The organism is Flavobacterium sp. 38 (assembly GCF_057799715.1).
In genome coordinates this window covers 44,610-58,911 of record NZ_JBYNWZ010000009.1, presented here as the reverse complement: position 1 = coordinate 58,911, position 14,302 = coordinate 44,610, and the positions used below count along the sequence as shown (strand labels likewise).

General features: G+C 33.7%; 11 protein-coding genes. 7 read left to right on the top strand and 4 right to left on the bottom strand.

From position 1 onward, the window contains the following. Positions 1 to 145 precede the first annotated feature (145 nt). The 3 genes from AC3E9W_RS18790 to AC3E9W_RS18780 form a co-directional block, all read right to left on the bottom strand. Positions 146 to 706: a 2'-5' RNA ligase family protein gene (locus AC3E9W_RS18790; protein ID WP_488769571.1), complete on the bottom strand. Its 561-nt coding sequence runs from the start codon at positions 704 to 706 to the stop codon at positions 146 to 148. Positions 707 to 731: 25 nt separating this feature from the next. Next, complete coding sequence (locus AC3E9W_RS18785; protein WP_306159412.1) at positions 732 to 1,043, bottom strand: hypothetical protein; 312 nt, start codon at positions 1,041 to 1,043, stop codon at positions 732 to 734. A gap of 535 nt (positions 1,044 to 1,578) precedes the next feature. After that, complete coding sequence (locus AC3E9W_RS18780) at positions 1,579 to 2,610, bottom strand: helix-turn-helix domain-containing protein (RefSeq protein WP_488769570.1); 1,032 nt, start codon at positions 2,608 to 2,610, stop codon at positions 1,579 to 1,581. A gap of 191 nt (positions 2,611 to 2,801) precedes the next feature. On the opposite strand from AC3E9W_RS18780, the gene AC3E9W_RS18775 reads away from it, so the two are divergent. From AC3E9W_RS18775 to AC3E9W_RS18765, 3 genes are all read left to right on the top strand, one after another. Further along, positions 2,802 to 5,108 (top strand): TonB-dependent receptor, encoded by a 2,307-nt coding sequence (locus AC3E9W_RS18775; RefSeq protein WP_488769569.1) that lies wholly within the window; start codon positions 2,802 to 2,804, stop codon positions 5,106 to 5,108. Positions 5,109 to 5,132: 24 nt separating this feature from the next. After that, on the top strand, positions 5,133 to 6,371 hold the full coding sequence (locus tag AC3E9W_RS18770; RefSeq protein WP_306159407.1) for a DUF4374 domain-containing protein: 1,239 nt from the start codon (positions 5,133 to 5,135) through the stop codon (positions 6,369 to 6,371). 75 nt (positions 6,372 to 6,446) lie between these two features. Continuing rightward, positions 6,447 to 7,895, top strand: a complete 1,449-nt coding sequence (locus AC3E9W_RS18765; RefSeq protein WP_488769568.1) for a PepSY-associated TM helix domain-containing protein — start codon at positions 6,447 to 6,449, stop codon at positions 7,893 to 7,895. Between the two features lie 92 nt (positions 7,896 to 7,987). Here the strand turns inward: AC3E9W_RS18765 and AC3E9W_RS18760 are convergent, their stop codons facing one another. Beyond that, positions 7,988 to 8,926 (bottom strand): alpha/beta hydrolase, encoded by a 939-nt coding sequence (locus tag AC3E9W_RS18760; RefSeq protein WP_488769567.1) that lies wholly within the window; start codon positions 8,924 to 8,926, stop codon positions 7,988 to 7,990. Positions 8,927 to 9,333: 407 nt separating this feature from the next. On the opposite strand from AC3E9W_RS18760, the gene AC3E9W_RS18755 reads away from it, so the two are divergent. The 4 genes from AC3E9W_RS18755 to uxaC all read left to right on the top strand — a co-directional run bounded on the left by AC3E9W_RS18755 (position 9,334) and on the right by uxaC (position 14,085). Further along, positions 9,334 to 10,929 carry an MFS transporter gene (locus AC3E9W_RS18755; RefSeq protein ID WP_456895290.1) on the top strand — a complete coding sequence of 532 codons (1,596 nt, stop codon included), beginning with the start codon at positions 9,334 to 9,336 and terminating at the stop codon, positions 10,927 to 10,929. A gap of 98 nt (positions 10,930 to 11,027) precedes the next feature. Then, a complete protein-coding gene (gene kduI / locus AC3E9W_RS18750; RefSeq protein ID WP_488769566.1) occupies positions 11,028 to 11,867 on the top strand; it encodes a 5-dehydro-4-deoxy-D-glucuronate isomerase in 840 nt (279 codons plus the stop codon). Between the two features lie 4 nt (positions 11,868 to 11,871). Next, a complete protein-coding gene (locus AC3E9W_RS18745) occupies positions 11,872 to 12,663 on the top strand; it encodes a gluconate 5-dehydrogenase (RefSeq protein ID WP_073417848.1) in 792 nt (263 codons plus the stop codon). A 24-nt stretch (positions 12,664 to 12,687) separates the two neighbouring features. After that, positions 12,688 to 14,085, top strand: a complete 1,398-nt coding sequence (gene uxaC / locus AC3E9W_RS18740) for a glucuronate isomerase (protein ID WP_488769565.1) — start codon at positions 12,688 to 12,690, stop codon at positions 14,083 to 14,085. Positions 14,086 to 14,302 lie beyond the last annotated feature (217 nt).

Below are 14,302 nucleotides of genomic sequence, written 5' to 3'. Positions count from 1 at the left end.
AACATAGCCCAAGGTTTTAACCTTGGGTACGCAATGAATTCCAGCCCTGAATGTAACCAAGGTTGAAACCTTGGGCTATGGTTGAAATGGAGAAATTAGAATATTTAAAAAACTTTGCGCCTTTGTGCCTTTGTGGCAAAACCAATTAAAACAAACTTCCCTGTACAAATTCTGGTTGGGGATTATTGCCAAAAGGAAAAGCATCAATTACAAAAAACTGTTTTACAACAGGATCAAATTCTCTTAAAACAATTGAATCGCAAAGAAAATCCAGATCGATAGTAATAAATAATTCAGTAGCTTTTTTAAAATTTTCTGGAGTTAATCGTCGACCTATTGACATGTGAGGATCGTCGCTTTTTTTGAGTTTTAAAGATTTCAGAGTTTCGTGAGTCTTTTTCATTATTGGTATTAGATTCATTTTAGATTGATCGTTGACACCAATGTAAAACGCGCCAGCATTCTCATAAAATCCAAAATGATCTAAATGTACTTGGGAAGAGGTAAAATTATCAGCAATTTTAATAAGTTTCTTTTTAGTGGAGTCTAGTTGAGAATCGTCAATTTTGAATTCGCAAATGGTAATATGAGCTTCAGAATTGGAGCTGTTGTACCATCCAATTTCACTTTTTAAGAAGTCTTTCATTTCCTTAACTGGAGCGACCAATTTTTTAGAATAAAATACAACTGAATATGTTTTTTCCATTTTGGATATTTTAAAGAAAACAAATTTAAAGCTTTCCTTTCAAATGCAACCTATGCAGGATTTCTGATTTCAATAAACCGCTTCCGCCTCCAAAATGTTCAATAACTTCGACGTCGGGCTGATGTTTTAGGCAGAAAGAAGTAAACTCTTTTTCGACATGATCTTCAATTGCAGAACTTAAAAGTACAATATCTATTTTGTTATTTTGAAAGTATTCTTGAGCTTCTTTTTCGTTATTAAAAGCAACTCCATTCCAGTTTTCATCTGCGTTAACTAGACGAAGCAAAATAGCTAAAATAGCTTCGTTTTTTCCGAGTAATAAAAATTGTAGCTTCATTTTTTGAGGTTCTAAGTTACTAAGATACTGAGCTTCTAGGGAATTATCTAATGGATTCATTCTCTAATTATCTAATTGCATTGGCAAATGTAGTCAGGGATTTAGAAAAAGAAACTTAATCTAGGACAAGAAATGTATTTTTTAGAAGTTTCTCTGCAGGAATCTAGTATTTTCTTTTACAAAATTTAGTTAAAGTTGATTTTGGCAATATTTTGCTGCACAATCATTTAAGGTTTTCGGTTTGTTATAATGATGTTAATTTTTTGTTGAATGAGGAAAACCGTAAGGGAATCTCTATTGAGCCTTTTAATTTTGGGCTGTTGAAATTTAATAACAATGCTGTTTTTGCCTTTTTTAGAATATCATTTTAAGTTTTAACAATTCATGTTTTTTGGAGAAACATTTTTTTTGAATTAAATTTTGACATATTCATTTGATCGTGGGTACTTGTATAAGAGTTTGCACTATACATTAATGTCTAATTTTTTTAGGGTTTTAAAAGGAAGTCGACGGACTGAATTTTAGAACCCTTTTTTTATACGGCAAACGAAAAAGCTAATAAGAAAAACTGAATAATATCGGTGTTGATTTTAAATTTTTGAGGCGAAAATCCGTAATAGCTTTTGAAAGCTGCCGAAAAATGCGAAACGTCTTTATAGCCACATTTGTAAGCTGCTTCGCTTACCGTAGCCGTTTTGCTTTGAAATAATTCTTTTGCATGTTCCATTCTCAGTTTGATGATATAGCTCCTAACAGTCGTTCCGAAACAAGCTTTAAAACCTTTTTTTAGTTTGAATTCGTTTAACGAAATAAGTCTGGAAAGTTCCGGTAGAGTAGGAGTATTTCTATAATCGTTTTCTAATATTTTTTTTGCTTCTAAAAGCTTGCTAAAATCTTCTTCGCTAATTTTTTCTGAAGCTAAAGGTTTTGTATCTACTGTTTCAAGCTGATAAATAAGGAGTTCTTTAATTTTACTTTCGATATAAATTCTTTTTAAAACGCCTTCTCTCGTACAGTTTTTTATTTCTGATGTTACCCATTGAATTGCGGGCGTAAAAGGAAGATATTTTGTTGTTAAATAAGAAGATTGCTTTCCCAGAATTTTTTTCGAAAATTTCTCATGCAGCTGCCAGTCTTCGTTTATAATGTTGTAATAGAATTCCTTAGAAAGTATAATCGACATGTAATTTATCTGCTTATGAGCCGGAATTTTAAAAGAGCCTTTAAAATTATTGGTATAAAAAATATTGTGCGTGTTTTCTTTAGAAAACTTTTCGCTTTCCAATTGATCAATATGAGTTTCTACATTACTGCTGTAAATAAAATTCATGACAATAGACTCTTCATCAATTTCAAAAAGAACAGTTTTAGAACTTGAGAAATATAACTGAGTATCAAGTAGAACCAGTCCGTCGGTTATGAGATGTCTGCTAATTATTTGTTCTGAATCTTCATTCTGTATGTTGACATTTTCTTCGGTTAAAATACTTTTTGGATAATAGTTAGCTCCAATTTGAATTTTAATTATAGGCGTTTGAGAAGTTAAAATAGTGGCGTTGATTTTCAAAATTTAATCCGTTTTTACAAAATAATAATCCGTTTTTCCCTATCTTTTTTCAAGACGTTGATGGTACTTTTGCAGCAAAGTTATTTATAATTAGTCTAATTAAAGATATGTCAGCTCAAAAATTTTTATTTGCCAGTTTATTTTTTCTATCTACGCTCTTATCATTTTCCCAGCAAAATCAAGGTTTTACAGTGTCTGGAAAAGTTGTTGAAAATTCTGGAGAAACCGTTCCGTTTGCAACCGTTATCATCGAAAAAACAGGTTTAAGTGTAATGTCAGATGAAAAAGGGAACTATGTTTTAAAAAATGTTCCATCAGGAAAACACACTATAAAAATCTCTGCAATGGGATTTTCAGTTCAAAAAAAACAAATTCAAGTTTCGGGCAATTTAGATCTTTCGATTAAAATGGAAAGTGAATTGCAAGAATTAGAAAACGTATCTGTAATAGGGCGTTCGGCAGTTGATAAGGTAAATAAACAAGCTTATAATGTAACTGCTCTTGATGCAAAAAAACTGCACAACTCTACTTTGGATCTGGCACATGCATTAGATCGAGTGTCAGGCGTACGTTTTCGTGAAGCTGGAGGTGTAGGATCTCGATCAGAATTATCGATTAATGGATTTTCTGGAAACCAAATTAAGATTTTTATTGACGGCGTACCGATGGATAATTTTGGCTCGTCTTTTCAAATCAATAATATTCCAATTAACCTGGCTGATCGTGTAGAGGTTTACAAAGGTGTTGTACCAATCTGGTTGGGTGGAGATGCTTTGGGTGGAGCTGTTAATATTGTAACGAATAGCAAACCTCGAACTTATGTGGATGCTTCTTATTCTTTTGGATCATTCAACACGTTTAAAACAGCTATAAACGCAGGTTATACTTCAAAAAGTGGTTTTACCACTGAGATTAATGCATTTCAAAATTATTCGGATAATAATTACTGGGTAAATGTTGAAACTAACGATTTAGAAACTGGTAAGTATTATCCAGAAACTCGAGTAAGAAGATTTCATGATAATTACCATAACGAAACTGTAATCTTTAAAATTGGAATTACAGGTAAAAAATATGCGGATAAATTGATGGTTGGTTTTACAGCTGGACAAAATAAGGCCGATATTCAAACTGGAGCCAGAATGGTAGCAGTATTTGGCGAAAGATATAGACGCGGGAATACTTTGATGCCTACTCTGAAATACCAGGTAAAAGATCTATTTACAAAAGGGTTGAATGTGGATGTAACGGGAAATTTTAATTTTGGTTATGAACAAACTGTAGATACAGTAAATAGACGATACAATTGGTTTGGGCAATATACACAAAATGAAGGCCCAGGCGGAGAAGCTGGCAGATCCTTGTATAAATTTAAAAACAACAATGGAGTAGCTACTTTTAATGCTAATTATGCTATAGGAGAACGTCACTCATTGTTGCTAAACAATACATTTAACACATTTGACCGTAAAGGAAGCGATGAACTTTATCCTGAGTCTGTAACGTATCAACAGCCTGAAAAGCTACAAAAGAATATTTTGGCATTTGGCTATAAATTTGACTACAACCAAAAATGGAGCACCTCATTATTTTTAAAGAATTATGATTTAAAAACTACGCTCACAAGAAGTTACAATCCTTCTGGAAACTGGGGAGATGTTGCCTATCAGGAGTTAAATGATAAATCATCTTCTTTAGGTTATGGAGGAGCAAGCAACTATTATTTAAGGCAAAATTTGCAAGTAAAAGCTTCTTATGAAAAAACCTATCGATTACCTACACCAAATGAAATTTTTGGTAATCCTAATGATAATTTGCAGGGTAATAATAATTTAAAACCAGAATCGAGTAACAATGTCAATGTAGGTCTTAGTTATCAAACTAGTTTTAATGAAATTAATGCCTTAACATTTGATGTAAATGGTATATATCGTAATGCTACTGATTTTATTCGTACTGAATTTAATAACAATCAGAACAAAACGGTAACAGTTAATCAAGGAAGTGTAAGAACAAAAGGTATTGATGGAGAGATTCGATACTCTTATAAAAACCGATTTACTTCTGGTATTAATATGACGTATCAGGATATACGCAATATGACCAAATATGAGCCAGAGCAAAATTATGTTTCCTATTACTATAAAGACAGAGTGCCTAATATCCCTTATTTATTTGGTAATCTAGATGCAACGGTCTTTTTTAACGATGTATTTAAGAAAGGAAATAATTTATCTGTAGGTTATAATCTTCTTTATGTGCATGCTTATTACCTGTATTGGCCAAGTAGGGGAGGTTCAAGTGGTAAACACGATATTCCTACACAGCTTAAGCATGATTTAAACTTGGTTTACACGATGGCCAATGGAAAATACAACGTTGCCTTAGAATGCCAGAACTTATTGGATAATGAACTTGTAGATAATTTTTCACTTCAAAAACCTAGTCGTGCTTTTTATCTAAAATTTAGATACTTCTTTAACAAATCGAACAAATAATTTTAATATAAATTTTTAATACTTATGAAAACAATTAGCAAATTACCTTTATTATTGGCTGCATTTGCTTTCACTTTTATTTCATGCGAAAGTAATGATGATAAAAATGAGGGAGCTAGTGGAGAAACAGGAAAATCAAAATATATAGTTACCGTTTCTACAGGAGCAACTGGAGTAGCAGATTATTTATTAACTGCAGACGACGTTTCAAAGGGATTAATTACCACAGCAGGAAACGGACTAGAACAAGATGGTACTTATCGTTATTACTTATCAACGCAAAACAAATTTTTTAGTTTCCTTTACGGTCAAGGAAATCCAGGAGCTGTTACTACTTATGGATTAACTGCGGATGGAAATTTAACTAAAACTTCAAATTTCCAAGCAGAGACAGTACAAGTTTTTGCACCAGTTAACAAAGATATTTTAATGGTGAAAGTACCAAGAAGTGGCGCTTCAATTTCTTATATGTATAAAGTTGATGCTGAACAATCTGTACTTACAGGAACAGTATCACAAGATACTAGACTTTTAATTGGAAATAAAAATGCAGATTTAGCTGAAAGAGCTCACTTTACTTGGGCAACTCAAGTAGGAGATAAAGTATTTATGCCTTATATGAAAATTAATGGTATTGCTCCAGATACTTTTGGAACAAGACATCCTGATAGTACTTGGGTAGCTGTATATAGTTATCCAGATCTAAAATTAGAAAAAGTAATCAAAGATAACCGTACAAGTTATTTAGGAGCTTATTTTACTAATGGATTGTTTCAAGATGAAAAAGGAGATGCTTATGGATTTTCTGGAGCTATTGCAACAGCTAATAATGTTGTAAGCTCTACAAAACCTTCAGCTATTGTTAGAATTAATAAAGGTACTACAGAATTTGACAAATCTTACTTCTTTAACGTTCAAGAAAAATCTGGAGGATACAAAATTTCTTCAACAAGTTATATCTCAAATGGTAAGTTCTTATTATTAATGTACGGAACACCAGGAACTAATTCAGGAGCTGTAAAATTAGCTGTTGCTGATGTGTATAACCAAACTTTTAAATGGGTTACTGGTATGCCTGCTGTATTATCAAATGCTACTACTCGTTATAATATTACAACAGAAGATGGAAATTCAGCTGTTCTTGGTGTAAATACTCCTGATGGAAACTGGATTTACGCTATCAATGGAACAACTGGTGTAGCGACACAAGGTATGAAAGTTGAAGGTGGGCAAATTACTGCAATCCAGAAATTAAAATACTAATAATTTTTTGCCGTAAGTCCTTATTTTTTATGAGGACTTGCGGTTTTTCTATTTATCCTATTTATCTATCCGAATATGTTTTCTTCTTCAAAACCAAATAATAAGAAAAAAAGTAAAAAGTCGCTTTTTAAGCGTATCATGGCTTGGCTGCATTTGTGGCTTGGTTTGGCATCTGGAATTATTGTAGTTATTGTCAGTCTTACAGGCTGTATTTATGTTTTCGAAAATGAAATAAAAGATTTTATCGAAGACTGGCGTTTTGTAAAACCTCAGAAAGAAGCATTTTTACTGCCCTCTCAATTGGTTTCGATTGCAGATAAAAAAATGAAAGACAAGAAAGCTACAAGTGTAACTTTTGGTGCAAAAGACGAAGCAGCAATTGTAGGTTATTTTGTGGAGAAAAAAGAAGAAGGCGAAGGGAGAAGAGGTGAAAAAGGAGGAAATAAAAGAGGTGAACACAAAAGGGGAGAACGTAAAAAAGATTTTGCTCAAAATCAAGCAGGAAAAGCAAAATCGGAACTGAAACCTGGTGAAAAAGGTAAAGAAAAAGGAAAAGGTGAAAAACGCAAAGGCGGAAGAAGATCTGGAACTTTTATAAGCGTTTATATGAATCCGTATACGGGAGAAGTATTAAATGTAAAAACTTTTTCGAGAGGAGATTCTCCAGATTTTTTCAGATGGATATTAAACGGACACCGCGCATTATGGCTTCCGTACGATATTGGAAGACCAATTGTTGGAGTTGCAGTTTTAATTTTCGTTGTATTATTAATTTCAGGTATCGTTTTGTGGTGGCCTACAAAATGGATAAAATCTATTATAGATAAAAGTTTTAAAATTAAATGGGATGCCAGCTTTAAACGTGTCAATTATGATATGCATAATGTGTTTGGTTTTTACAGCTGTATATTCCTGTTTTTTATAGCCGTAACAGGCTTAGTGTGGAGTTTTGGATGGTGGAGCAAATCATTGTATTGGGTAACATCTGGAGGTAAACCGCTTACTGAAAACCGCGAATCTCCAAAATCGGATACAACCAATGTAAAAGAATTCAATATTACAACAGCCGATAAAGTTTTATTGAATCTAAGAAAAGAAAATCCTCAGGCAGCGGGAATTTTAATTAGTATTCCAGCGAAACCTGCAGATCCTATTGGTGCTTTTGTTTACAAGCAAAAACACACTTTTTATAATATGGACAGATATAGTTATGATCAGCAGAGTTTGAAAGAAATCTCGATTAAAACGCCTTTCTCAGGAAAGTATGTCGAAGCCAACATTCCAGACAAAATCCGACGCATGAATTATGATATTCACGTAGGAAGTGTTTTGGGACTTACAGGTAAAATTATTGCATTCTTGGCCAGTTTAATTTCTGCCAGTTTACCAATTACAGGATTTATTATCTGGTGGGGTAAACAGAAATTTGGTAAAAAGAAACCTGCTGCAAAACCAAAAGTAGCAAGTAAAGCAATTCCTGTTCCTAAATTGAAAAATACAGCAGAACAAGAGGTTACTGCTTAAAAATATTAAAATGGTTTTTTTAATTCCTTTTTTGTTTTTTTTTTTTTTTTTGATAAAGGGCAAAACTTGTAAAAGTTTTGCCCTTCTTTTTTTTAATTATAACCGTTTGCTTTTAACCATTCTTCGCAATCTCTTGTCCAAAATTTGCTAGTGTCTGCAACGCCTAAACCAAATCCGTGGCCTCCTTTTTCATAGATATGAAGTTCTGCTGAAACGCCATTTTTCTTTAAAGCTAAATAATAATTGATGCTGTTTTCTGGTATCACGACAGTATCGTCTGTGGCATGAATTAAGAAAGTTGGTGGTGTTTTAGAAGTTACTTTCTTTTCGTTAGAAAAAGAATCTATTAATTCTTTTGAAGGATTGTTTCCAAGCAAATTGGTTTGCGAACCTTTATGAGTAATTTCGTTTTCCATTGAAATTACAGGATAAATCAAAAGCGAAAAATCGGGACGTGCGCTTACTTTAAAAGCCGATTCATAAACTTTATCATCATAATGGGTTGAGGCAGTAGAAGCCAGATGACCTCCGGCAGAAAAGCCTAAAATTCCAATTTTATTTGGGTCTATATTCCATTTTGATGCATTTTGCCTTACGTAACGAATCGCTTCTTGAGCATCTTGCAACGGACCAACGTTTTTGTTTTTCATTGTTAAATCTGTCGGCATTCGATATTTTAATACAAAAGCGGCAATTCCTAAACTATTAAACCATTCTGCGACTTTTGTCCCTTCTTTTTCAAAGGCCAAATGAGTATAGCCGCCGCCTGGGCAAATTACAACAGCAGTCTGGTTCGGTTTGGCCTCTTTCGGAATAAAAATGCTTAAAGTAGGAACAGAAACCTGACTTGTACTCTGCATTTTTCCATCTTTCACGACTTCTTTTTCTTTGTAGTCAGAAGCTTTTATTTCGTCGGGAATTTTACTCCAAAGCGGAATAACCTGATTTTGTGCACTAACAGTAAATATTCCTGAAAAAAGAAGAAAACTGAAGGCAGCTCTTCTTAAAAATGATGTTTTTGTGGTTTTCAATTTGATTTTTAATTAATTGTTTTACAAATGCTTATTTGGTTTTATCGAAAGAAATTCAGTAACTGGATCTAAAAGTCATAAGAAGCAGAAACAGACTTTCAAGATATAAATTTCAGGACAATTTTACCCCTTAAAAAGGATGAAATTCACCTATCGGCTTTTAACAAATATATTGTTTAATGTGTAATTTTGTATTCTTTTTTTTATGCATTATGTTTATTTTGTGACTTAAAATAATTTTTCATACAATATTATTTGGATTGTACAGATTAAAAACTATATTTGTGCAATCGATTACATTAATTTTCTTTAAAGGTGCTAATTTATTGATTTTAATATTTTTAGAAAGCAGTAAATATAGTCTTTTAAGATTACCAAAATTATAAAAACTATAATACCCACTTACTATGAATCAAACCGAAACTGTTGCAGTAAATCAAAGCATCAAATCTACAGGAAAATACCGTTGGAGCATTTGTGCCTTGCTATTCTTTGCAACCACAATCAATTATCTAGATAGACAAGTTCTTTCTTTAACCTGGAAAGATTTTATTGCGCCTGAATTTCACTGGACGAATAACGATTACGGAAACATTACCGCTTTATTTTCTATTTTTTATGCAGTTTCTCTTTTGTTTGCGGGCCGATTTGTTGATTGGTTGGACACTAAAAAAGGATTTCTTTGGGCAATCGGAATTTGGTCTGTAGGAGCTTGTCTTCACGCATTTTGCGGAATCGCCACTTCAGGAATTATTACAGGTGAATGGTTTGTAGGTTTTCATGGTTCAAAAGAAATAATCGGTACAATAAGCGATACAGCGTTGGTGATCAATGTGAGTGTGGCTTTATTTATTTTTGCTCGTTTCGTTTTGGCAGTTGGAGAAGCAGGAAACTTTCCGGCAGCTATTAAAACTACAGCAGAATATTTCCCTAAAAAAGACAGAGCATTTGCCACTAGTATTTTTAATGCAGGAGCAACAGTTGGAGCTTTAGCAGCGCCAATCACGATTCCATTTATTGCAGAATCTTTCGGATGGGAAATGTCTTTTATTATCATTGGAGCTTTAGGTTTTGTATGGATGGGATTCTGGATGTTTATGTACGATAAACCAGAAAAGCACGCAAGAGTAACGCCAGAGGAATTGGCTTATATTCAGCAAGATGATATTGCAGATAGTAAAATTGAAGGTTACAAGCCAGAAACTACTTCTAAAGTTTCTTTAAAGGATTGTTTTAAATACAAACAAACATGGGCTTTTGCATTTGGTAAATTTATGACAGATGGTGTTTGGTGGTTCTTTTTATTCTGGACACCAGCATATTTAAGCTCAGTTTACGGAATGGATTCTACGCAAGCAGCTTTCCCATTGTTTATCTTATACATGATCACTTTACTGTCTATTATTGGCGGATGGCTTCCAACGTATTTTGTGGAGAAAAAAGGAATGAATCCGTATGAAGGAAGAATGAGAGCGATGTTGATTTTTGCCTTTTTTCCTCTGTTAGCTTTAGCTGCTCAGCCATTGGGTTATATCAGCTATTGGGTTCCAGTAATCATTATTGGTATTGCAGGTGCAGCACACCAGTCTTGGTCAGCAAATATTTTTACTACAGTAGGAGATATGTTTCCTAAGAAAGCAATTGCTACGATTACAGGTATCGGTGGATTAGCTGGAGGTGTTGGTTCAACATTAATCAACAAAGGTTCAGGTGTATTGTTTGACTTTACACAAAGAAATTGGAGTACGGTAAACGGTCAGCCATTACTAGAAAAATATCCTCAGTTTCAAGATGCAGTAACTGAAAAGGCTTTTCTTGCTGAAAAAGGAGTAGCAAATTTAGAAGATTTTTTAAAGTCGCTTACCGCTGCAGGAGATACTGTTGCAAATGGAATCAATTCAGGTTACATGATTATTTTCTCTATTTGTGCAGTATGTTATTTAACTGGATGGATAGTAATGAAAACTTTAGTTCCAAAATACCGTCCAATTACCGATCTTTAATAGATTTTTTGATAATTGAAACATTTTTTTTCATTTCAATTATGCTATTTAAATATAAAAATATAATTTTGTGCAATCGATTACATTAATTTAAAATTATGACAAAATATAGTTCAAGATACGCGTCAAGCCCTGAAGCTGTTAAAAAATATGATACACAGCAATTGAGAGAAGAATTCCTGATTGATGACTTAATGCAGGAAGATGAAGTAGTATTGGTTTATTCGCATTACGACAGATACATTGCAGGTTCTGCAGTTCCTGTTAAAGGCGATTTGGCTTTAGAAACTATAGATCCGTTAAAAGCTCCGTATTTCTTAGAAAGAAGAGAATTAGGAATTATCAATGTTGGAGGAAGCGGTTCTGTTGTGGTTGAAGGAACAACGTATGAGTTAGGTTTTAAAGATGCTTTGTATATCGGAGCTGGAAATAAAGAAGTTGTTTTTAAAAGTGATGACAAAAACAATCCTGCTAAATTCTATTTGAATTCTGCTCCAGCGCATAAGACTTATCCAACTAAAAAAGTAAGTTTAGCTGAAGCTAATAAATTACAGTTGGGAACAATGGAAACGGCAAACCACCGTACCGTAAACCAAATGATTATTGGAAGTGTGGTTACAACTTGCCAATTGCAAATGGGAATGACAGAATTAAAGCCAGGAAGTGTTTGGAATACCATGCCGGCACACGTACACGACCGTAGAATGGAAGTGTATTTCTACTTAGATATTCCACAAGATCAAGCAGTTTGCCACTTTATGGGACAACCGCAAGAAACAAGACACATCTGGATGAACAATCATCAGGCAGTAATTTCTCCGCCTTGGTCAATTCACTCTGGTTCAGGAACTAGTAATTATACTTTTATCTGGGGTATGGCGGGTGAAAACTTAGATTACGGAGATATGGATGTTTGTAAAATCACAGATTTAAGATAAGAAAATGACAAACTTATTTGACATAAAAGGAAAAGTTGCCCTTATCACAGGTTCTACTCACGGACTTGGAATGGCAATGGCAAAAGGATTAGGACAAGCGGGTGCTACAATTGTAGTAAACGGAAATTCTTCTCAAGAAAAAATTGATAACGCTGTAGCTGAATTAAAAAGTGAAGGGATTAATGCAGTTGGTTACAAATTTAATGTGACGGAAGAGCAGGAAGTTAAAACTGCTGTTCAGAAAATTGAAAGCGAAGTAGGACCAATCGATATCTTAATTAACAACGCTGGAATTATCAAAAGAATTCCATTGCTTGATATGGAAGTTTCAGATTTCAGAGAAGTTGTGGATATTGATTTGGTAAGTCCGTTTATTGTTTCTAAGCATGTTGCAAAAGGAATGATTGAGAGAAGACAAGGAAAAATCATCAATATCTGTTCTATGATGAGTGAGTTGGGTAGAAATACAGTTTCTGCTTATGCTGCTGCAAAAGGAGGCTTAAAAATGCTGACTAAAAATATGGCAACAGAATGGGCAAAATACAATGTGCAAATCAACGGAATCGGTCCTGGCTATTTTGCTACTGAGCAGACAAAGCCAATCCGCGTAGACGGACATCCGTTTAATGATTTTATTATTAGCAGAACGCCAGCGGCTAAATGGGGAGATCCAAGTGATTTAGCTGGAGCAGCGATATTTTTATCATCAAAAGCAAGTGATTTTGTAAACGGTCACATTTTGTATGTTGACGGAGGAATCCTTGCTACAATCGGAAAACCTTCAAACGAAGAATAATTTTCAAATTATATTTAAAAAGACATGAGCACATTCATCAACGATAATTTTTTATTAGAAAATAAATATGCTGAAGAGTTGTATCACAATTACTCTAAAAATCAGCCAATCATAGATTACCATAATCACTTAAATCCGCAGTTTATTGCAGAAGATAAAATCTTTGACAACATCACTCAGGTTTGGATTAACGGTGACCACTACAAATGGCGTGCAATGCGTACATTGGGAATCAACGAGCAGTTTGTAACTGGAAACGGTTCAGATAAAGATAAATTCTTAAACTGGGGAAAAACAGTTCCGTACACAATGCGTAATCCGTTATACCACTGGACGCATTTAGAATTGGCTCGTTATTTTGATATTTATGATTTATTGAATGAAAAGTCGGCTGAGAAAATTTATTTAGAAACTTCTGAAAAAATAAATTCTCCAGCTTACAGCACGCAAAACTTGCTTAAAAAAGTAAACGCTGAATTAGTTTGTACGACAGAAGATCCAATCGATACATTAGAATTTCACCAGAAATTCGCAAACAATTCGACTGGAATCAAAATGAGTACGGCTTTCAGACCTGATAAAGCCATCTTAATTGCTAATGATGGATATAATGCATATCTGGACACATTAGGGGATGTGTCCGGAGTTGCAATTAACACGTTTGCTGATTTACAGTCTGCTTTAAGAAAAAGAATCGAATTTTTTAATGCAAACGGATGTAAATTAAGTGACCACGGTTTAAATCAAATTGATTTTGAAAACTTTACAGAAAGTGAAGTAAATGCTATTTTCAAAAAGAAAAGAGAAAACGGCGAATTGTCTCCAGAAGAAGTTTTAAAATTCCATAGTGCAATTTTAGTTTTCTTGTCTGAGACATACCATGAGTTTGGATGGGTACAGCAGTTTCACTTAGGTGCATTGCGTAACAATAATGCTCGTATGCACAGAATCTTGGGCCCAGATACAGGATGGGATTCTATTGGAGATTATCCTCAAGCTCAAAAATTATCTGCTTTCTTAAATGCTTTAGACAGTAAAGATAAATTGACTAAAACGATCATTTACAACCTAAATCCTGCTGATAACGAAGTTATGGCAACAATGATTGGAAACTTCAACGACGGAAGCGTTCGCGGAAAAGTACAATTTGGTTCAGGATGGTGGTTCTTAGATCAGAAAGATGGAATGACAAAACAATTGAATGCTTTGTCTAATATGGGTTTAATCAGCTGTTTTGTTGGAATGCTGACAGATTCTAGAAGTTTCTTATCATTCCCAAGACACGAATATTTCAGACGTATTTTGTGTAATCTTTTGGGAGACGAAATCAAAAGAGGCGAATTGCCAAACGATATGGAATGGATCGGAAAATTAGTTTCAGACATCTCATACAATAACGCAAAAGAGTATTTCAAATTTTAAGAAAAGTTTTTTGAACCATTAAGACATTAAGAAATTAAGTTTTTTTTTGGAATCTGATTTTAGAAGCTGAAAGCTTCACATGTTTATAGCAAATGAATAATTTTAGCCACGTTCGACTCCTACGGAGTCGTATGTTTGAGAATATTTTAGATCTATAAACATATGAACCTTTCAGGTTCAGAATTGGAAAATCTCTAACTTATTTTGGATTTTCTTT

Coding starts and splice junctions, on each gene's coding strand:
- AC3E9W_RS18790 (WP_488769571.1), bottom strand. CDS start 706: ATGGAAAAAACATATTCAGTTGTATTTTATTCTAAAAAATTGGTCGCT.
- AC3E9W_RS18785 (WP_306159412.1), bottom strand. CDS start 1,043: ATGAAGCTACAATTTTTATTACTCGGAAAAAACGAAGCTATTTTAGCT.
- AC3E9W_RS18770 (WP_306159407.1), top strand. CDS start 5,133: ATGAAAACAATTAGCAAATTACCTTTATTATTGGCTGCATTTGCTTTC.
- AC3E9W_RS18765 (WP_488769568.1), top strand. CDS start 6,447: ATGTTTTCTTCTTCAAAACCAAATAATAAGAAAAAAAGTAAAAAGTCG.
- AC3E9W_RS18755 (WP_456895290.1), top strand. CDS start 9,334: ATGAATCAAACCGAAACTGTTGCAGTAAATCAAAGCATCAAATCTACA.
- kduI (WP_488769566.1), top strand. CDS start 11,028: ATGACAAAATATAGTTCAAGATACGCGTCAAGCCCTGAAGCTGTTAAA.
- AC3E9W_RS18745 (WP_073417848.1), top strand. CDS start 11,872: ATGACAAACTTATTTGACATAAAAGGAAAAGTTGCCCTTATCACAGGT.
- uxaC (WP_488769565.1), top strand. CDS start 12,688: ATGAGCACATTCATCAACGATAATTTTTTATTAGAAAATAAATATGCT.